Annotated in this window: 24 protein-coding genes and 1 riboswitch; of the genes, 21 read left to right on the top strand and 3 right to left on the bottom strand. The window is 69.5% G+C overall.

The genetic code is table 11. The annotated features are described in order from the left end of the window. Positions 1-6 precede the first annotated feature (6 nt). The 19 genes from rpsH to rpsI all read left to right on the top strand — a co-directional run bounded on the left by rpsH (position 7) and on the right by rpsI (position 10062). Entirely contained in the window at positions 7-405 is a 399-nt protein-coding gene (gene rpsH, locus LIP_RS15380; protein ID WP_068140356.1) for a 30S ribosomal protein S8, read from the top strand. Positions 406-457: 52 nt separating this feature from the next. Continuing rightward, positions 458-1006 carry a 50S ribosomal protein L6 gene (gene rplF, locus LIP_RS15375; protein ID WP_068140354.1) on the top strand — a complete coding sequence of 183 codons (549 nt, stop codon included), beginning with the start codon at positions 458-460 and terminating at the stop codon, positions 1004-1006. Positions 1007-1018: 12 nt separating this feature from the next. Next, positions 1019-1384 (top strand): 50S ribosomal protein L18, encoded by a 366-nt coding sequence (gene rplR, locus LIP_RS15370; RefSeq protein WP_068140351.1) that lies wholly within the window; start codon positions 1019-1021, stop codon positions 1382-1384. 54 nt (positions 1385-1438) lie between these two features. Then, the gene (gene rpsE / locus LIP_RS15365) at positions 1439-1981 is read left to right on the top strand and encodes a 30S ribosomal protein S5 (protein ID WP_082726430.1); all 543 of its coding nucleotides are present in this window, start codon (positions 1439-1441) and stop codon (positions 1979-1981) included. Positions 1982-2009: 28 nt separating this feature from the next. Further along, positions 2010-2198 (top strand): 50S ribosomal protein L30, encoded by a 189-nt coding sequence (gene rpmD, locus LIP_RS15360; protein WP_068140349.1) that lies wholly within the window; start codon positions 2010-2012, stop codon positions 2196-2198. 28 nt (positions 2199-2226) lie between these two features. Next, positions 2227-2670, top strand: coding sequence for a 50S ribosomal protein L15 (rplO, locus tag LIP_RS15355; RefSeq protein WP_068140346.1), 444 nt, complete (start codon positions 2227-2229; stop codon positions 2668-2670). Position 2671: 1 nt separating this feature from the next. Next, complete coding sequence (secY, locus tag LIP_RS15350) at positions 2672-3940, top strand: preprotein translocase subunit SecY (protein ID WP_068140344.1); 1269 nt, start codon at positions 2672-2674, stop codon at positions 3938-3940. Positions 3941-3958: 18 nt separating this feature from the next. After that, positions 3959-4708, top strand: a complete 750-nt coding sequence (map, locus tag LIP_RS15345) for a type I methionyl aminopeptidase (protein ID WP_068140341.1) — start codon at positions 3959-3961, stop codon at positions 4706-4708. A 25-nt stretch (positions 4709-4733) separates the two neighbouring features. Then, positions 4734-5051 carry a KOW domain-containing RNA-binding protein gene (locus LIP_RS15340; RefSeq protein WP_068140338.1) on the top strand — a complete coding sequence of 106 codons (318 nt, stop codon included), beginning with the start codon at positions 4734-4736 and terminating at the stop codon, positions 5049-5051. 15 nt (positions 5052-5066) lie between these two features. Beyond that, the gene (gene infA, locus LIP_RS15335) at positions 5067-5285 is read left to right on the top strand and encodes a translation initiation factor IF-1 (RefSeq protein WP_068140335.1); all 219 of its coding nucleotides are present in this window, start codon (positions 5067-5069) and stop codon (positions 5283-5285) included. A 39-nt stretch (positions 5286-5324) separates the two neighbouring features. Continuing rightward, entirely contained in the window at positions 5325-5438 is a 114-nt protein-coding gene (gene rpmJ, locus LIP_RS15330; protein ID WP_068140333.1) for a 50S ribosomal protein L36, read from the top strand. Between the two features lie 16 nt (positions 5439-5454). Next, on the top strand, positions 5455-5829 hold the full coding sequence (rpsM, locus tag LIP_RS15325) for a 30S ribosomal protein S13 (RefSeq protein ID WP_068140330.1): 375 nt from the start codon (positions 5455-5457) through the stop codon (positions 5827-5829). Positions 5830-5893: 64 nt separating this feature from the next. After that, the gene (gene rpsK / locus LIP_RS15320) at positions 5894-6289 is read left to right on the top strand and encodes a 30S ribosomal protein S11 (RefSeq protein WP_068140328.1); all 396 of its coding nucleotides are present in this window, start codon (positions 5894-5896) and stop codon (positions 6287-6289) included. Positions 6290-6312: 23 nt separating this feature from the next. After that, positions 6313-6939 (top strand): 30S ribosomal protein S4, encoded by a 627-nt coding sequence (gene rpsD, locus LIP_RS15315; RefSeq protein ID WP_068140325.1) that lies wholly within the window; start codon positions 6313-6315, stop codon positions 6937-6939. Positions 6940-6989: 50 nt separating this feature from the next. Next, entirely contained in the window at positions 6990-7931 is a 942-nt protein-coding gene (locus LIP_RS15310) for a DNA-directed RNA polymerase subunit alpha (RefSeq protein ID WP_068142168.1), read from the top strand. Between the two features lie 23 nt (positions 7932-7954). Then, entirely contained in the window at positions 7955-8293 is a 339-nt protein-coding gene (rplQ, locus tag LIP_RS15305; protein ID WP_144440534.1) for a 50S ribosomal protein L17, read from the top strand. 4 nt (positions 8294-8297) lie between these two features. After that, positions 8298-9131 carry a tRNA pseudouridine(38-40) synthase TruA gene (gene truA / locus LIP_RS15300; protein WP_082726429.1) on the top strand — a complete coding sequence of 278 codons (834 nt, stop codon included), beginning with the start codon at positions 8298-8300 and terminating at the stop codon, positions 9129-9131. 65 nt (positions 9132-9196) lie between these two features. Next, positions 9197-9643 carry a 50S ribosomal protein L13 gene (gene rplM / locus LIP_RS15295; protein WP_068140319.1) on the top strand — a complete coding sequence of 149 codons (447 nt, stop codon included), beginning with the start codon at positions 9197-9199 and terminating at the stop codon, positions 9641-9643. A 17-nt stretch (positions 9644-9660) separates the two neighbouring features. Further along, positions 9661-10062: a 30S ribosomal protein S9 gene (rpsI, locus tag LIP_RS15290; protein ID WP_068140317.1), complete on the top strand. Its 402-nt coding sequence runs from the start codon at positions 9661-9663 to the stop codon at positions 10060-10062. A 25-nt stretch (positions 10063-10087) separates the two neighbouring features. On the opposite strand, the gene selD is transcribed toward rpsI, so the two are convergent. The 3 genes from selD to LIP_RS15275 form a co-directional block, all read right to left on the bottom strand. Next, complete coding sequence (gene selD, locus LIP_RS15285) at positions 10088-11104, bottom strand: selenide, water dikinase SelD (protein WP_082726671.1); 1017 nt, start codon at positions 11102-11104, stop codon at positions 10088-10090. An 87-nt stretch (positions 11105-11191) separates the two neighbouring features. Then, a complete protein-coding gene (locus LIP_RS15280) occupies positions 11192-13306 on the bottom strand; it encodes a transglycosylase domain-containing protein (RefSeq protein ID WP_068140313.1) in 2115 nt (704 codons plus the stop codon). A gap of 119 nt (positions 13307-13425) precedes the next feature. Then, positions 13426-14568: an NAD/NADP-dependent octopine/nopaline dehydrogenase family protein gene (locus tag LIP_RS15275; RefSeq protein ID WP_082726428.1), complete on the bottom strand. Its 1143-nt coding sequence runs from the start codon at positions 14566-14568 to the stop codon at positions 13426-13428. Between the two features lie 125 nt (positions 14569-14693). Next, positions 14694-14837: riboswitch (cyclic di-AMP (ydaO/yuaA leader) on the bottom strand. A gap of 188 nt (positions 14838-15025) precedes the next feature. Here LIP_RS15275 and LIP_RS15270 point away from each other — a divergent pair. Both LIP_RS15270 and LIP_RS15265 read left to right on the top strand, forming a co-directional pair. Then, positions 15026-16441 carry an FAD-binding oxidoreductase gene (locus tag LIP_RS15270; protein ID WP_068140311.1) on the top strand — a complete coding sequence of 472 codons (1416 nt, stop codon included), beginning with the start codon at positions 15026-15028 and terminating at the stop codon, positions 16439-16441. Continuing rightward, entirely contained in the window at positions 16438-17778 is a 1341-nt protein-coding gene (locus LIP_RS15265) for a (Fe-S)-binding protein (protein ID WP_068140309.1), read from the top strand. Before LIP_RS15270 ends, LIP_RS15265 begins: the two co-directional genes overlap by 4 nt. Positions 17779-17799 lie beyond the last annotated feature (21 nt).

Raw genomic sequence — 17799 nt, 5'->3', positions numbered from 1 at the left:
GGAGAGATGGTCATGACCGATCCGATCGCGGACATGTTGACCCGGATTCGAAACGCGAGCCACGCGCGCCACGACTCGGTGGATATCCCCGCGTCGCGGCTGAAGAAGGAGCTGGCCCGCGTGCTCAAGGAGGAAGGCTTCGTCCGGGACGTGCGGGTCCTCAAGGAGGGGTCCTTCGAGGTGATCCGCGTCTACCTGAAGTACGGAGCCCAGAAGCGCGAGACCATTGGAGGCATTCGGCGGATCAGCAAGCCGGGACGCCGCATCTACGCCACCAAGGATCAGATTCCCAAGGTCCTGGGCGGCTTCGGCATCGCGGTGCTCTCGACCTCGAGGGGTGTGATGACCGACCGCCAGGCCCGCAAGGAGCGGGTGGGCGGCGAGGTCATCTGCTATGTGTGGTAGGGCGCGCGGCCGGGGCAGTGCAGACGCCGGAGCCGCGGGGAGGTGAGCGGACGTGTCGCGTATTGGTAGGAAGCCGATTCCCGTTCCCGCCGGGGTGAAGGTGGAGGCCGAGGACCATCGGGTGAAGGTGGTTGGGCCCAAGGGCGAGCTGGTGCGGCAGATCCACCCCCGCATGCAGGTGGTGGTGGCGGAGGGCGAAGTGCGGGTCGAGCGGCCCAGCGACCAGCGGCTGGACCGGTCGCTCCACGGCCTGACCCGTACCCTGATCGCCAACATGGTCCAGGGTGTGACGCAGGGGTTCCAGAAGGACCTGCTCCTCTCGGGGGTCGGATACCGGGCTGCCAAGCAGGGAAGCAAGCTGGTGCTCAGCCTTGGCTTCAGTCATCCGGTCGAGGTGGATCCGCCGCAGGGCATCGAGATCGACGTGCCCCAGCCGACCCGTATCAGCGTACGGGGCATCGACAAGGAGCTGGTGGGCCAGACGGCGGCGGAGATCCGGATCCTCCGGAAGGCGGAGCCGTACCTGGGCAAGGGGATCCGGTACGAGAACGAGCGCGTGCGGCGCAAGGCCGGGAAAGCGGGCAAGGTGAGCAAGGGTTGAGGGGTGAGCGGCATGTCTGAGAGGACGCGTCGTACGGGGCGCGAGCGACGCCACCGGCGCATCAGGTTTCGGGTGAACGGTACGGAGGCGCGGCCGAGACTCGCCGTCTTCCGCAGCCTGCGCCACATCTACGCGCAGGTGATCGACGACGACGCCGGCCGGACCCTGGCTCAGGCATCCACCCTGGACCCCGAGTTGCGCGACCAGCTTGAGTCCACCAAGGCGAGGGAAGCGGCCCGCCGTGTGGGCGAGCTGGTGGCCGATCGCGCCAAGGCGGCGGGGGTGGAGCGGGTCGTCTTCGATCGGGGAGGGAACCGGTACCACGGCCGGGTGGCTGCCCTGGCCGACGGAGCCCGTTCCCGGGGGCTGGACTTTTGAGGGCGCTCCGGTTACACTGGAGGGCGCTCTGCGCATGGCAGAGGGGGCGAGACCGTGGCTGAAAGACGGCGAGAGGGCGGCAGGCGGCGCGAGTCGGATCGGCGCCGCGACCACCCCGAGAGCGATATCGAAGAGCGCGTCGTCAACATCAATCCCGTCTCCAAGACGGTGAAGGGCGGGCGCAGTCGTTCCTTCAACGCGCTGGTGGTGGTGGGCGACCGCAAGGGCCGCGTGGGGACGGGCCTGGGGAAGGCCAAAGAGGTCTCCGAGGCCATCCGCAAGGCCGTGGAAGAAGGCAAGAAGAACATGGTCGCGGTGCCCCTGGTGGGGACGACGCTCCCTCACGAGATCACGGTGCGGTACAGCGGCGCCCGGGTGATGCTCAAGCCCGCGTCGCGAGGCACGGGCGTCATCGCCGGCGGCCCCGTGCGGGCCGTGCTGGAGCTGGCCGGGGTACAGGACGTGCTGAGCAAGTCCCTGGGCTCTTCCAATCCCATCAACGTGGTGCGGGCGACCATGAAGGCGCTCTCCGAGCTCCGGACCGCCGCCCAGGTGGCCGAGAACCGGGGCAAGGCCGTTGAGGAGATCGTGGGCTGACGCGCCCACCGGGCGGGGGGACGAGACCATGAGCAAGCGTTTGCGGATCACGTACCGGCGAAGCGCGATCGGCCACACGGAGGACCAGAAGAAGACCATCCGGTCGCTGGGCCTGGGGAAGCTGAACAGCACCGTCGAGCAGGCGGACACGCCCACCATACGGGGGATGATCGCCAAGGTCCGCCACCTGGTGCAGGTCGAAGAGGTCGACGCCTGACGGGCGCGCCGGCAAGGGGGTAACCGGGGTGAGGATTCACGACGTGAAACCGCCGGAAGGAAGCCGTCGCCGTCCCAAGCGGGTGGGGCGGGGAATCGGCTCCGGCCACGGCAAGACGTCCGGGCGGGGCCAGAAGGGCCAGGGGGCCCGCAGCGGGGGCACCAAGGGGCCTGCCTTCGAGGGCGGCCAGATGCCTCTGGTGCGTCGCGTCCCCAAGCGAGGATTCAAGAACCTCTTCCGCAAGGAGTTCGAGGAGGTCAAGCTCGAGGCGCTCAACCGCTTCGAGCCGGGCACGCGCGTCACCCCCGACGTCTTGCGCCAGGCGGGTCTCGTCAAGAAGCAACGGGAAGGCATCAAGATCCTGGGCAACGGCGACCTGCAGGTGGCCCTGGAGGTGAGCGCGCACCGCTTCACCCAGTCGGCTCGGGAGAAGATCGAGGCGGCGGGCGGAAAGGTCGAGGTGATCGGCTGACATGCTCGAGGCGCTCATCAACGCGTTCCGCATCTCGGACCTGCGCCAGAAGATCCTCTACACCCTGGCGCTCCTCTTCGTCTTCCGCATCGGCTCCTACATCCCCGTGCCGGGCGTGGATGCGGCCGCACTGCGCGACCTCTTGAACATGAGCGGCGGGAACGTCTTCGCCCTCCTGGACCTCTTCGCCGGCGGCGCGCTGGGGAACTTCGCCCTCTTCGCCATGGGCGTCAACCCATACATCACCTCGTCCATCATCCTGCAGCTGCTGACGGTGGTGATCCCGCAGCTCGAGGAGCTCTCCAAGGAGGGCGTCGAGGGCCGCAAGCAGATCGCCCAGTACACCCGCTACGGCACCGTCGTGCTGGGAATCGTGCAGGCGGTGGGCCTCACGGTGCTGGCGCGCAACTACCAGGTGATCGCCAACCCCACGTTCTTCACCCTCACGGTGATCGTGGCCAGCCTGACGGCGGGCACCCTCTTCCTCACCTGGATCGGCGAGAAGATCAGCGAAAAGGGCATCGGAAACGGCGTCTCCCTCATCATCTTCACCGGGATCGTCGCCCGATTCCCATCCCAGATCAGCTTCGCTTTCCGGGCCGTGGGCGAGGGCGGCGTGAGTCCGTTCAGCCTGCTCCTCTTCGGGGTCTTGGGCCTGGCGGTGGTGGCCGGCGTGGTGATGGTCCAGGAGGGGCAGCGCCGGATCCCGGTCCAGTACGCGCGGAGGGTGGTGGGCCGGCGGGTGCTGGGCGGCCAGAGCACCCACATCCCATTGCGGGTGAACCAGGCGGGGGTCATCCCCGTCATCTTCGCGAGCTCGCTGCTCACCTTCCCGCTCACCGTGGGGCAGTTCATTCCCCAGGTCGCCCGCTTTACCGATTGGTTGCAGCTTGGCGGGGCGGGGTATAATATCGTGTACGCGCTCCTGGTGGTCTTCTTCACGTACTTCTACACGGCCGTCACCTTCAACCCGCGCGAGGTCTCGGACAACATGCGGAAGTACGGCGGGTTCATTCCAGGGCTCCGGCCGGGTCGGCCCACGGCGGAGTACATGGACCGGGTGCTGACGCGCATCACGCTCTTGGGTGCCCTCTTCCTGGCGTTCATCGCGGTCCTGCCCTTCGTGATGGCGGGGGTCACCCGGATGCCGACGCAGATTATCTCGTTCGGTGGCACGAGCCTGCTCATCATGGTGGGTGTGGCCCTCGACACCATGAAGCAGGTGGAGGCCCAGCTTCTCATGCGCCACTATCAAGGCTTCATCCGGTGAGGGGGCGGCATCGCCAGGGTGATCATCCTGAAGTCGCCGGAGGAAGTCCGCCTTCTCCGGAGGGCAGGGAGGCTGGTGGCGGAGGCGCACGCGCGGGTGGCCGAGATGGTGCGGCCGGGGGTCACCACCGAGGAGTTGGACCGGGCCGTGGACGAGCTGATCCGGAGGGCCGGGGGCGTTCCGACCTTCAAGGGGTACCATGGGTATCCGGCCAGCATCTGTACTTCGGTGGATCACGAGGTGATCCACGGGATCCCCGGGCCGCGGCGCCTCCATGAGGGGCAGATCGTGTCGGTGGACGTCGGGGCCACGTTGGATGGGTACGTGGGCGACGGCGCGTGGACCTACCCGGTGGGCCGGATCCCGCCTGAGGTGGAGCGATTGCTGGAGGTGACCCAGGCGGCGCTTTACAAGGGGATCGAAGCGGCCCGGGTGGGAAACCGTGTATCGGACATCGGCCATGCCGTGCAGCGTTTCGTCGAGGCCCACGGCTATTCGGTGGTACGAGAGTTCGTGGGCCATGGGGTCGGCAGGAGCATGCACGAGGATCCGCAGGTGCCCAACTACGGGAAGCCCGGCAGGGGTCCCCGGATCAAGGAAGGCCTGTGCGTGGCCATCGAACCGATGGTGAACATGGGCGGGCATCAGGTGCGGATCCTGAGCGACCAGTGGACGGCGGTGACGGTGGACGGGCTTCCCTCGGCTCATTTCGAACACACCGTCATCGTGACGCGGGACGGACCCGAGATCCTGACGCGCCTCGACTGAGCGGCGCGGGGCGGTGAGGTGGGAGATGGCCAGGAAGCCGGAGCTCGGGGGACGGGTGACCTCGCGGGCCGGTCGAGACGAGGGACGGTGCTACATGGTCGTCGGCCTGGCGGACGAGCGCACGGTGCTCGTGAGCGACGGAGAGCGGCACCCCGTCTCCCGCCCCAAGCGGAAGAACCTCCGGCACCTGTGGCTCCATCCGCAGGTGGATCGGGAGCTGGGTCGACGGCTGGAGGCCGGCGAGCCCGTGAACGACCGAGAGGTACGGGCGCGGATCGCAGCGTGGATGGCGGCGGACGCCCCCGCGGAGACGGGCTCCGAGACGGCCGGAGGCGCCGAATAGGAGGTGATGCGGCGCATGGGCAAGGACGACGTGATCGAGATGGAGGGCACGGTGATCGAACCGCTGCCCAACGCCATGTTTCGCGTCGAACTCGAGAACGGTCACCGGGTCCTGGCGCACATCTCCGGGAAGATGCGCATGCACTACATCCGTATCATTCCGGGTGACAAGGTCACGGTGGAGCTCTCACCCTACGACCTCAGCCGCGGTCGCATCGTCTATCGGAAGCGGTAGGGCGGCCGAGATCGAGGAGAGCGGGGAGGTTGGGTTGGCATGAAGGTTCGAGCATCGGTCAAGCCGATGTGCGAGAAGTGCAAGGTGATCCGGAGGAACGGCCGGGTCATGGTCATTTGCGAAAACCCCAAGCACAAGCAGGTGCAGGGCTAGTCAGGAGGGTGTGACGATGGCCCGAATCGCCGGCGTCGACATCCCGCGAGAGAAGCGTGTGGAGGCGGCGCTCACCTACATTTATGGCATCGGTTTCTCCACGTCCCGCAGGATCCTCGAGCAGACGGGCGTCAGCCCCGACACGCGGGTGCGGGACCTGACCGAGGATGAGGTGACCCGCCTGCGGGACGTGATCGAGAAGCAGCACGTGGTGGAGGGCGACCTTCGCCGCGAGGTGCAGGGCAACATCAAGCGTCTCATCGACATCGGTTCCTACCGGGGTCTCCGGCACCGCCGGGGGTTGCCCGTACGGGGCCAAAGGACGCGCACCAATGCCCGGACCCGCAAGGGGCCGAAGCGAACGGTGGGCATCCGCCGGAAGAAGAAGTGATCTGAAGCTGAGCGCGGCGCCTCCAAGGGCGTCGCACGCGGGGCAGGATGAGGGGTGAGAGCGAGTGTCCGCGCAGAAGCGCACCACCCGGGTCAAGCGCCGGGAGAAGAAGAACATCGCGGTCGGGGTGGCCCACATCACGTCCACCTTCAACAACACGGTGGTCACCATCACGGACCGCCAGGGGAACGTCATCTCCTGGGCTAGCGCCGGCACGGTGGGGTTCAAGGGTTCCCGCAAGGGCACGCCCTTCGCCGCCGGTCTCGCAGCGGAGAAGGCGGCCCGGCAGGCGATGGAGCATGGCATGCGGGAGATCGACGTCCACGTGAAGGGGCCGGGGTCGGGCCGTGAGGCGGCCATCCGATCCCTCCAGTCGGCGGGGCTGGAAGTAAGCGCCATCAAGGACGTCACCCCCGTCCCCCACAACGGGTGCCGCCCACCCAAGCGGCGGCGGGTCTAGTCCAGGAGGTGAACGGCGCAGAGATGGCACGCTACACAGGCCCCGTCTGCAGGCTCTGCCGGCGGGCGGGCGAGAAGCTGTACCTGAAGGGCGACAAGTGCTATACCGACAAGTGCCCGGTGGATCGGCGGTCGTACCCCCCGGGCCAGCACGGGCAGGGGAGGCGGAAGCTCTCGGAGCACGCCCTCCACCTGCAGGAGAAGCAGAACCTCCGCCGGATCTATGGGGTGCTCGAGCGGCAGTTCGAGCGCTACTACGAGATGGCGGCCAAGAAGAAGGGCGTCACCGGCGAGATCCTGATCCAGCTCCTGGAACGGCGGCTGGACAACGTCGTCTTCCGGCTTGGCTTCGGCTCTTCCCGGGCGCAGGCCCGCCAGCTCGTCATGCACGGACACGTGGCCGTCAACGGGCGGAAGGTGGACGTTCCGTCCTACCTGGTGAGGGCCGGGGACGTGGTCTCGATCCGGGAGAAGAGCCGCGAGCTCGATCTGGTCCAGGCCAACGTGCAGGCCGCGCAGCAGCGGGGCGTTCCCGGGTGGCTGAGCCTCAGTCCTGAGACCATGTCGGGCGAGGTGCTGCAGCTGCCCAGGCGCGATCAGATCGACCTGGACGTCCAGGAGCACCTGGTGGTGGAGTACTACTCCCGGTGAGGGTCCCAGCCCGGGCCCAGGCCCGGAGCTGAAGGGGGGCAGCGGTGCGCATGATCGAGATGGAAAGGCCGCGGATCGCGACCGAGGCGCTGGAGGGCAACTACGGGCGCTTCGTGGTGGAGCCGTTGGAGCGGGGGTACGGGACCACCCTGGGCAACAGCCTGCGGCGGATCCTGCTCTCGTCGCTGCCGGGGGCGGCGCCCACTGCCGTACGGATCGATGGGGTGCTCCACGAGTTCTCCACGATCCCGGGGGTGATGGAGGACACCACCGACGTCGTCCTCAACCTGAAGCAGCTCCTGGTGAAGCTCCACACCGACGAGGCGGTGCAGGTTCGCGTCGAAGCTCAGGGGCCTGGAGAGGTGACGGCGGGCGACATCATCGCCGGTCCTGAGGTCGAGATCCTCAACCCGGACCTCCACATCGCCACCCTGGACGAGGGCGCCCGGCTCTACATGGAGATTACCCTCGAGAAGGGCCGGGGATACGTCTCCGCCGAGCGGAACAAGAAGGACGAGATGCCCATCGGGCTCATCCCCATGGACTCCATCTTCACCCCCGTGCCCCGGGTCAACTACCAGGTGGAGAACACCCGGGTGGGCCAGGTGACCGACTACGACCGGCTCATCCTGGAGGTCTGGACCGACGGCAGCCTGAAGCCCGACGAAGCCGTCAGCCTGGCCGCCCGCATCATGGCGGAGCACCTGCGGCTCTTCATGTCGTTGACCGACTCCTCCTCGGACATGGAGATCATGGTGGAGAAGCAGGAGGAGGAGAAGGACAGGCTGCTGGAGCTGCCCATCGAGGAGCTCGACCTCTCGGTGCGGTCGTACAACTGCCTGAAGCGCGCCGGCATCAACACGGTGGAGGACCTCACCCGCAAGACCGAAGAGGACATGATGAAGGTCCGCAACCTGGGCAAGAAGTCGCTCCAGGAAGTGAAGGAGAAGCTGGCGGATCTGGGCCTCTCCCTGCGGGCCTCGGACGAGTAGGGACCACGGCGAGGTGAATGGAGTTGAAGCAGCACAAGCTGGGGCGTAACGCGGGCAGCCGGCGGGCCCTGCTCCGCAACCAGGTGAGCGCCCTCATCGTGCACGGGCGGATCGAGACGACGGAGGCCAAGGCCAAGGCCATCCGGCCCCTGGCGGAGCACATGATCCATCTGGGCAAGCAGGGCACGCTCCACGCCCGGCGCCAGGCCGCCGCCTACCTGTTGGGGAAGGAGCCGGTCCAGAAGCTCTTTGACGAGGTGGCCCCCCGCTATCAGGAGCGAACCGGTGGCTACGTGCGGATCGTGAAGGCCGGGGTCCGGCGCGGTGACGCCGCACCCATGTCCATCATCGAGCTGGTGTGACCCGATGCGCCCCCAACGGCGCGTGGCTCTGGTGGTGGAGTACGATGGGACGTGCTTTTCGGGTTTTCAGGCGCAAAGGGGCCGTCCGGGCGGCCGGGGGACGGTGCAGGGAGCCCTGGCGGCGGCCATCGAGCGGGCGACGGGGACGGCGGCCAGACTCGTCGCCGCGGGCCGGACGGACTCAGGGGTGCATGCGCTGGGCCAGGTGGTCTGTTTTGACACCTCGAGCCGCATCCCGCCCGAACGGTTCGCCCCGGCACTGAACCGGCACCTTCCCGAGGGCGTGGTGGTGCGCCGGTCGCACGAGGTGGAGGGCTCCTTCCACCCGCGCTTCGGAGCGGTGTCGAAGGAGTACCGGTACGTGATCCTCAACCGTCCGGAACCTTCCGCCCTGGCGCGCCGCCGGGCGTGGTGGGTGCCGGAACGGCTGGATCGGGAAGCCATGGCGGAGGCCGCCTCGAAGCTGACAGGGGTTCACGATTTCGCGGCCTTCGCGAGCACGGGCTCCTCGGCCCGGACCACCGTACGAACCCTTCATCGCCTGGATCTGGCGGGGACGCCTCCCTGGCTGGTGGTGGTGGCCGAGGCGGACGGCTTCCTCTACCGGATGGTGCGGCGGCTGGCCGGAGGGTTGGTGGAGGTGGGCCTGGGCCGTATGAGGCCCGAGGGCCTGGAGCTGCGGCTGAGTCGGCCCGATCTGCGGCCGCCGGTGCCGACGGCGCCTCCCTGGGGGCTCTACCTGACCTGCGTCAGGTATCCGCCGGAGCGGCCCGGGGGGCGGGAGCCCCGAGATGGGTCGGAGTCGGGGGTGTTGATTGACCCGGTTGCGGGGATGTGATAGCATCATACCGCCCGTTTCCGGCAGGGGAAGGGCGGGCGCCGTAGGTGAGGAGGAGCTTGACCATGCAGGGCCTGAGCCACCGGACCAGGGTTCCGAAGGCGGACGAGATCGAGCAGAAGTGGTACGTGGTCGATGCACGCGGGCAGGTGGTGGGACGCCTGGCCAGCCGCATTGCCACCATCCTGCGGGGGAAGCACAAGCCCAGCTACACCCCCCACCTGGACACGGGAGATTACGTCATCGTGGTGAACGCCGCCGAGGTGGCGCTCACCGGCAAGAAGTGGGAGAAGAAGGTCTACTCCTGGCACTCGGGGTACCCGGGAGGCCTGAAACAGGCCACAGCTGCGGAGCTGCGGCGGAGGCACCCGGAGGCGCCCATCGAGCGGGCGGTGTGGGGCATGCTTCCCCATAACCGGCTGGGCCGGCAGCTGATCAAGAAGCTGAAGGTGTACGCCGGCCCGGACCACCCGCATCAGGCTCAGAACCCGGAGCCGCTGCAGTTCTCGTAGAGGGAGTGGGATAGACCATGGCTGTGGACGTGGGCGAGCGTACGTACGCCACGGGCCGGCGGAAGACGGCCGTCGCCAAGGTGTGGCTGATGCCCGGCACCGGCGAGGTGCGGGTGAACGACAAGCCGGTGGGGCAATACTTCGGCCGCCCCACGCTGGAGCACGAGATTGAGCGCCCCTTTGTGATCACGGGGACCACGGGCAAGTACGACTGCATCGCCCGGCTTTTCGGGGGTGGGGTGGCGGCGCAGGCCATCGCCTTGCGCCATGGCATCGCCCGGGCCCTGACGGAGGTCGACCCCGAGTTCCGCACCCCCTTGAAGCGGGCGGGGCTCCTGACCCGTGATCCCCGCATGAAGGAGCGCCGCAAGTACGGCCTGAAGAAGGCCCGCAAGGCGCCTCAGTTCAGCAAGCGCTGAGGACCGGGAAGCCGAACCGGCCGGATCACGTGACGGTGATGGGCACGGGCGCCTCAGCCACGATCCTTCCGATCACCCGGGCCTCCTCCACGCCCCGCTCCCGCAGGGCCGTCAGGAGGCCCTGGGTGCGTTCCGGGCGCACCGCCAGCAAGAGGCCGCCCGAGGTCATGGCGTCGACCAGGACCAGGCGAAGGAACCCATCCACCCGGGGACCGAAAGCCAGCTTGTCCCGCAGGTACTGCTGGTTCGCCCGGGTGCCGCCCGCGATGAAGCCGCGGCGGGCCAGGTCCTCCACGTGGGGCAGCAGGGGAACGGCCTCAGCGGACACCTCCGCGGCCACGCCGCTCGCGGTCACCATCTCGTAAAGGTGGCCCAGCAGGCCGAAACCCGTCACGTCTGTGCACGCATCGACTCCCACCGCCAGCGCCGCCTCGGAGGCGGCCCGGTTCAGGGCGGTCATGACCCTCACCGCCGCTTCCTCTGCGTCCGGAGGGCAGCCATCCCGCTTGAGGGCCGTGGAGATGAGCCCCGTTCCGATGGGCTTGGTGAGCACCAGCACGTCCCCGGGGCGCGCCCCGGCGTTGCTGAGAAAGCGGTCCGGCGCCACCATCCCGGTGACGGCCAGGCCGAACTTGGGCTCGGGGTCGTCAATGGTATGCCCACCCACCAGGGCGCACCCCGCCTCTCGAAGGACGTCGGCCCCCCCGGCCATGATGGAGCGGAGCACGTCCAGAGGCAGCTTGGAGACGGGGAAACCAACCAGCGCCAGGGCCGTCAGAGGCCGCCCGCCCATGGCGTAGACGTCGCTCAGCGCGTTGGCTGCGGCGATCCGCCCGAAGAGGTACGGATCATCCACGATGGGCGTGAAGAAGTCGACGGTCTGGACCAGGGCGCGCTCGTCGTCCAGACGGTAGACGGCCGCGTCGTCCAGCGTCTCGTTCCCCACCAGCAGGTTGGGATCGGCCAGCCTCGGCAGGCCTCGCAGGACCTGGACCAGGTCCTCAGGGCTCAGCTTGGAGGCTCAGCCGGCCTTGGAACTCATCTGGGTGAGGCGCACGCGATCGCCCACGGGTTTCACCCCCTCCCTGGAGCTGGCTGGAAGAACGCGCAGGTGCGGGCACCGGCACCATTATACACCGTCGGGCTCACGGGCAGGGAGGGGGAAGAGGCGCCTGAGGAACCCGTCTTCCGGCGCAAGATCGAAGGGCGCAGGGGAGGGACGGCGTTCCTCGTCCAGCGGCAGAGGACTGGGAAGGAGCAGCGGGAAGCGCCACCCCGAGTCGGGGGGGCCGGGTTCCGAGGCCACGGTGACCTCCCCCGCCTCGAAGGCGGCCCGCGAGGCGGGCAGGCCGGTACCCTGCGCCGCGCCCCAGCTGCAGGGCGCATACCGCCGCGGCACCCACCCCTGCAGGAGGCTGTGGGCCTCCCTGCGGCTGCAGAGATCGCCGGCCCGCAAGCCTGTGAAGATGTCCAGGGGCACGTCGGCCACGACGCCGTCGGGAACGGTGAACGGCACCGGCGGCCGGTTCGCAAGGGCCCGGCTGACGAACCGGCCCCAGATCGGGGCTGCCAGGGTACCCCCGCCCCCACCCACGGGGGTGCGATCGTCGTTCCCCACATAGACCACCGCCAGCAGGTCCGGAGTGTACCCGGCGAACCAGGCGTTGATCAGGTGGTCTGTCGTCCCCGTCTTTCCGGCCGCCGGGCGGCCTGGCTGGGCAGCGGTCCCGGTTCCTTCACGCACCACCCCCTCCATCATGTCGGTCATCAGCGATGCAACCTGCGGGCTGAGGACCCGCCGGGGGTCCGGCTCCGTTTCGATCCAGACGCGGCCCCGGGCGTCCTCCGCCCGGAGGATTCCGAAGGGTTCCACGCGGTACCCGCCGTTGGCGAACGGTGCATAGGCGGCAGCCAGCTCCAGGGGCGAGACGCCCTGCGCCAGGGCGCCCAGCACCAGCCCCAGGTGGCGGTCTGCGGGCTCCAGGTGGGTGATCCCCAGCCGGCGGGCCATCTCCATCCCCGCATCGACGCCCAGCTGGTCCAGCAACCAAACCGATCCGTTGTTCAGCGACTCCACCAGAGCGTGCTTGAGGGTGACGGCGCCCCAGTACTCGTCCTTGTAGTTCGCAGGCCGGTACCCGCCAAAGACGTGCGGGCGGTCGTCCACCAGCCAGTTGGGCTGCCACCCCTGCTCGAGGGCGGCGGCATAGACGAAGGGCTTGAAGGCCGACCCGGGCTGGCGGAGAGCCAGCACCGCCCGGTTCCACTGGCTCTCCCGGTAGCTCCGTCCGCCCACCATTCCCAGCACGGCGCCCGTCCGGGGATCGAGGGCCACCACCGCGCCCTGAGAGCTGCCCAAGACCCCTTCCATGGCCTGCTGAACCTGGGGGTCCACGGTGGTGCGTACGGTGAGGCCGCCCTGCTGCACCAGGTTGGTGCCCAGGCGCCGCACCAACTCGGCACGGACCCAGTCGACGAAGTAGCGTTCGCCCCCGGTCGGAAGGCTCGCGAGCTTGAGGGGCGCTTCTCGCGCAGCCGACGCCTCGGGCGCGGACAGGTACCCGTCCTCGACCATCCGCTCCAACACGTAGTCCTGCCGCTCCCGGGCCGCCTCGGGGTGGCGGAAAGGCGAGTAGAGGGCCGGCCCCCTGACCACGCCGGCCAGGAGGGCGCTCTGACCGACGGTCAGCTCGGACGGCGCGACCCCGAAGTAGGTGCGGGCGGCCGCGTCCACCCCCGCGGCCCCCTCGCCGAAGTCCACGCGGTTGAGGTAGAGCTCCAGGATGGTCTCCTTGGAGAAGCGCTGCTCCAGCATGAGGGCCAGGACGACCTCCTGAGCCTTGCGCCACACGGTGCGCTGGGGGGTGAGAAAGAGCCTCTTGGCAAGCTGCTGGGTGAGAGTACTGGCACCCTGAACGACCCGGCCGGCCCGCAGGTCGATCCAGAGGGCCCGCAGGATGGCCAGGGGATCGATGCCCGGGTGCTGGTAGAAACGCTTGTCCTCCGCAGCCACCAGGCCGTTTCGCAGGGTGGCGGGGATCTCCGCCAGAGAAGCGTACCGGGTCGCGCCCCGTCCAGCGTAGGCGTAGAAGCGCCCCTCGCGGTCCAGGAGGACGGCGGTCGGCGGGGGCGCGCCCGGCTTGAGCTCTGCCACCAGGCGGTAGCTGCGAACCACCAGCAGCACCCCGACCAGCGCGAGGAGGAGCAGTGCACCGATAGCCATGCGGCGGAGCCAAGCGATCATGGTGGCGGCGGCCCTGGCGGCGAGCTATGCCTTACCATGCGACACAGGAAGGCACCCTATGCGCGGTGCCCGCCCCGTGCCGGGGGCGCGCCCGCCGGGGCACGCCGCCAGACACCCCTTCAGACGCCGGCCTTGTCGTAGAACGGGTTGGAGTCCACCCGGGCGAAGGAGTCCGCCGCCGCGAAACCGAGCTCCACCACGGCCCTGATGCCCTCCGGGCTCATGCCGACGAGGCCCAGGCTACGGGCGCTGCGTCCTTCCGCGGTGTAGTTCACGTGATGGAGCGCCTCGCCCAGACGCACGAGGGAGTCCATGATGGGCATCTCCATGCCCAGGCTCTGCCCCAGGGAGACCATGGGCACCAGCCCCGTGGGGATGTCCTCGGTCAGGTACCGGTGCTGGTGCGTGCGGGGGGCCTTCAGGCCGCGGTACGAGCGGTTGGCCTGGATCGCCTCGTAGAGGTCCCGCCCGGTGGCCCCGTATGCCTGCTCCAGCCAGGCACGCGCCGAGAGTACCTCCACCCCCAGGCGCGCGGCCAGGGCCGTCCGCTCCTGGTCGGCCCGCTCCATCACGGCGGCCACCCCGGGGGTGATCCCCTCGTGGTAATGGTCGAACGGGATCCCCGCCTGGACGCGCCCCAGGTTGAGGAGGATGGGGGCCGGGTGGAAGATCGCGCCGATGTTCTGCAGGCTGGTCTCCAGCACGTTCCGGGCCGGCGCGAAGGCGGGGTGGATCCGCTGCAGGAGCCGAACCGTCCCACCCGTGCGGTGGGCGGGCAACGCCGCGACCCGGACCCGGCGCTTGACCTGGTGGATGCGGGCCTCACCGGGCCCCTCCACCCGGCTGGCGAAAAGGAAGGTCTCGGCCTCTGCGACCACGTTGGGCAGGCCGGCGGCGGCCAGGATGCGGGCCACCTCCAGCGCGCCGCCCGTGCGACCGGGGTGCAGGAGGACGACCTGGCCCGGCCGCAGGTAGGGGAGCATCCGATACGCGAGGGGGCGGTGGGCGGTGGCAGGCGTGACCATCATCACCAGCTCAGCCCCCTCCAGGGCCTCGTCAAGGTGGGTCGTGACGGCGTCCAGACGAACGCGGCCCGTGGCAGCACCGCGCAGGGTCAGGCCGGACCGCAGCGGGAGGAGCGGCTCGGCCGATCGATTGAAGAGGCGCACCCGGTGCCCGGCAAGGGCCATCCACCCTGCCAGCGCCTGGCCGCCATGGCCCGCGCCCAGCACCGCCACGCGCAACGACTCCCGGTGAGGCATGGAAAGACCTCCTCACGTGGTGGGTTGGCCCCGGTAGACCATCCGCAAGGGCATTCCGTAGGTTCCGCCTAGAAAGGACGCCGCCGGTTCCGGCGGCGCATGCTCCAAGCTCGAGCGGCGCGACCTGAACTCCCTTGCAACGCTTACGGGGTTAGCTGACGGGTTGGGACGGCAAGAGTCGCCCCTCTCCGGGCTCGCCCGGAGATTCACCCCAAGAGGTGGGTCCCCCGCTCGCGCCCCGGCGGGGCGCGACTCAGCGATTCAGTTGGTCTCGAGGCAGGTTGTGCATCCCCATTATACGCAAACCTGGATCCAGGATGCAACCCGTGGCTCGTGCAGGCGGTCGGCGGTACCGCGGGGAACATGATCACGGTGCACAACGTGGTGGCCGCGGCGGCGGTGGTGGGCCTCATCGGCAAGGGTTCTCGTGCACCGCTCCAGCGAGGGGGAGTGGAGGTTGAAGGATACGCAGCTCGTCGAGGCTCTCAGGGACGCGGTGGGATCCCAGTGGGTGCTGGACGCGGAGGTGGACCGGACGGTCTACGCCTACGACGCCTCGCCCCGCCACCGGGCCCTGCCCGACGTGGTGGTGCTACCGGCCAGCACCGGGGAGGTCCAGGCCGTGGTGCGCCTGGCCGCGGAGAGGGGGGTTCCTGTCGTACCCAGGGGGCAGGCGACCAACCTCTCCGGCGGAACGGTTCCCGCAGAGGGAGGGATCGTCCTCTCCCTCAACCGCATGAATCGCTTCCTCGAACTGGATCGCGAGAACCTCACGGCCACCGTGGAGCCAGGGGTGATCACTGCCGAGCTCCACCGCCGGGTGGAAGCGGAGGGACTCTTCTACCCCCCTGATCCCGGCAGCGTCGCCGTCTCCACCCTGGGGGGCAACGTGGCCGAGAACGCGGGTGGCCTCAGGGGCCTGAAGTACGGCGTGACGGGCGACTACGTGATCGGCCTGGAAGCCGTCCTGCCCGATGGGGACCGGATCGTCACGGGGGGCAAGAACGTCAAGGACGTGGCCGGCTACGACCTCACCCAGCTCCTGGTCGGTTCGGAGGGGACCCTGGGGATCGTCACCCGCATCACCGTCCGGCTCCTGCCGCTCCCGGCGCACCGCCAGGTGGCCCTGGCCGTCTACCACGACCTGGAGCAGGCGGCCCGCAGCGTGGAGCGGATCATCGCAGGGAGGATCATCCCGGCCACCCTGGAGTTCCTCGACCGGGGGACCATCGAAGCCGTGGAAGCCTTCGCCCACGTGGGCCTTCCCACTGATGCCGAGGCGCTCCTCCTCCTGGCCCAGGACGGGCCCGAGGAGCAGGTCGCTCGGGACGTCGCGGCTGCGGCGGCCATCTGCCGGGAGGAGGGCGCAGTCCGGGTCGAGGTGGGTCGCACGCCCGAAGAGGGCGACCGTCTCATGGCCGCCCGCCGCGCCGCGCTCTCGGCCCTGGCCCGCATGCGCCCCACCACCATCCTGGAGGACGCCACCGTTCCCCGGTCCCGCCTGGTGGAGATGCTCCGGGCCATCCAGGGGGCCGCGGCCCGCCACAGGCTCACCATCTGTACCTTCGGTCATGCCGGCGACGGGAACCTCCACCCCACCTGTCTCACCGACGAGCGCGACGAGGAGGAGGCGGAGCGGGTGGAGGCCGCCTTCGAGGAGATCTTCCGAGCTGCCATCGAGCTGGGGGGCACCATCACCGGCGAGCACGGCGTGGGTCTTTCCAAGCGGGAGTACCTGGAGTGGAAGCTGGGGCCGGCGGGGGTGGCGGTCATGACGGCCATCAAGGACGCCCTGGATCCCCGGCACCTCCTCAACCCGGGGAAGATCTTCCCCCGGTCGACCCCCCGGCGTCTGGTGGTGAGGCAGGGATGAGCACGGGCCTCCTCGACCTGTCCGTCGACGGTCCGGTGCGGCTCCCGCTGGACGAAACGATCCAGTGCATGCGCTGTGGCTTCTGCCTGGCGGCCTGCCCCACGTACCGCCTCACGTCGCTGGAGACGCAGAGCCCCCGGGGACGCATCCACCTGGTGCGCTCCGCGGCCGAGGGTGGACTGGACGTGGGAGCGATCCTTCCCCCGCTGGACCTCTGCATCGGCTGCCGGGCCTGCGAGGCCGCCTGCCCGGCGGGCGTCCGCTACGGGTGGATCCTGGAAGAAACCCGGGCGGAGCTGGAACCCCGGCGGCGGCGCGGCCTGCTTGAGCGCGCCATCCGGGCCGTCGCCCTCGGGCGCATCCTGGGTACCCCCGGCGGGATTCGCCTGGGAGCCTGGCTCCTGAGGCTCTACCGGTCCCTTGGGCTCGACCGCTTGGTGCGGTCCACCGGCTTGCTGCGCCGCCTTGCTCCTGCCGCGGCGGAGATGGAGGCCGTCCTGCCCCGGACGCGGGAGCGGAGAGCCGTGAACCGGACCCGTACCGCCGCCCATCCAGCGACGCGGGTCGCCTTCTTCCAGGGGTGCGTTCAGGAGATGGCCTTCCGCCACGTCAACGAGGCCGCCGTGCGGGTCCTGGAGGCCGCAGGCTGCCAGGTGACCTTCCCCCGGGGCCAGGGGTGCTGCGGGGCGGTCCACGTCCATGCAGGCGAGCGGGAGCTGGCCCTCCAGCAGGCCCGGCGGACCATCGCCGCCTTCGAGGCCGTGGACGGGGAGGTGATCGTCAGCGTTGCAGGTGGCTGCGGGGCGGCCCTGAAGGAGTACCCATCCTGGTTCGAGGGCGACCCGGTGTGGGAGCCGCGGGCCCGCGCCTTCGCAGCCCGCTGCCGGGACTTCACCGAGCTCCTGGACGGGTTGCCCTTGCCTCCCATGAAGCCCGTGGAGGCCGTGGTGACCTACCAGGACTCGTGCCACCTGCGGAACGTCCAGAAGGTGGTGGCCCCCCCGAGGCGTCTGCTCCAGTCGGTGCCGGGGCTACGGTACGTGGAACTTCCCGACGCGGGGCGCTGCTGCGGCGCCGGGGGCACGTACGCGTTGACCCAGCCCGCGATGAGCCGCCGGGTGCTGGACGCGAAGATGGCCGACGTGGCCGAGACAGGCGCCACCATCCTGGCGGTGGCCAACACCCCTTGCCACCTCCAGCTTCTGCTGGGCGCGCGTCGCCTCGCCGAGGGACGCGTCTCCGGGGTGGAGGGGCAACCTGGGATCGAGGTGCTCCACGTGGCCGAGATCCTGGATCGGGCCCTCGAGGGAGCTCCGGCGGGGCGCGGCGCGCCCTGAGGGTGGCGAGGCGGGAAGGGG

This window comes from Limnochorda pilosa (assembly GCF_001544015.1).
GTDB lineage: Bacteria > Bacillota > Limnochordia > Limnochordales > Limnochordaceae > Limnochorda > Limnochorda pilosa.
The sequence above is the reverse complement of the archived record's forward strand: the minus strand, read 5'-3'. Positions and strand labels throughout refer to the sequence as shown.

Coding starts and splice junctions, on each gene's coding strand:
- rpsD (WP_068140325.1), top strand. CDS start 6,313: ATGGCACGCTACACAGGCCCCGTCTGCAGGCTCTGCCGGCGGGCGGGC.
- LIP_RS15265 (WP_068140309.1), top strand. CDS start 16,438: ATGAGCACGGGCCTCCTCGACCTGTCCGTCGACGGTCCGGTGCGGCTC.
- LIP_RS15275 (WP_082726428.1), bottom strand. CDS start 14,568: ATGCCTCACCGGGAGTCGTTGCGCGTGGCGGTGCTGGGCGCGGGCCAT.
- LIP_RS15310 (WP_068142168.1), top strand. CDS start 6,990: ATGATCGAGATGGAAAGGCCGCGGATCGCGACCGAGGCGCTGGAGGGC.
- rplM (WP_068140319.1), top strand. CDS start 9,197: ATGCAGGGCCTGAGCCACCGGACCAGGGTTCCGAAGGCGGACGAGATC.
- truA (WP_082726429.1), top strand. CDS start 8,298: ATGCGCCCCCAACGGCGCGTGGCTCTGGTGGTGGAGTACGATGGGACG.
- rpsH (WP_068140356.1), top strand. CDS start 7: ATGGTCATGACCGATCCGATCGCGGACATGTTGACCCGGATTCGAAAC.
- rpsI (WP_068140317.1), top strand. CDS start 9,661: ATGGCTGTGGACGTGGGCGAGCGTACGTACGCCACGGGCCGGCGGAAG.
- rpmD (WP_068140349.1), top strand. CDS start 2,010: ATGAGCAAGCGTTTGCGGATCACGTACCGGCGAAGCGCGATCGGCCAC.
- rpmJ (WP_068140333.1), top strand. CDS start 5,325: ATGAAGGTTCGAGCATCGGTCAAGCCGATGTGCGAGAAGTGCAAGGTG.
- rplR (WP_068140351.1), top strand. CDS start 1,019: ATGTCTGAGAGGACGCGTCGTACGGGGCGCGAGCGACGCCACCGGCGC.
- secY (WP_068140344.1), top strand. CDS start 2,672: ATGCTCGAGGCGCTCATCAACGCGTTCCGCATCTCGGACCTGCGCCAG.
- rpsM (WP_068140330.1), top strand. CDS start 5,455: ATGGCCCGAATCGCCGGCGTCGACATCCCGCGAGAGAAGCGTGTGGAG.
- LIP_RS15340 (WP_068140338.1), top strand. CDS start 4,734: ATGGCCAGGAAGCCGGAGCTCGGGGGACGGGTGACCTCGCGGGCCGGT.
- LIP_RS15280 (WP_068140313.1), bottom strand. CDS start 13,306: ATGATCGCTTGGCTCCGCCGCATGGCTATCGGTGCACTGCTCCTCCTC.
- infA (WP_068140335.1), top strand. CDS start 5,067: ATGGGCAAGGACGACGTGATCGAGATGGAGGGCACGGTGATCGAACCG.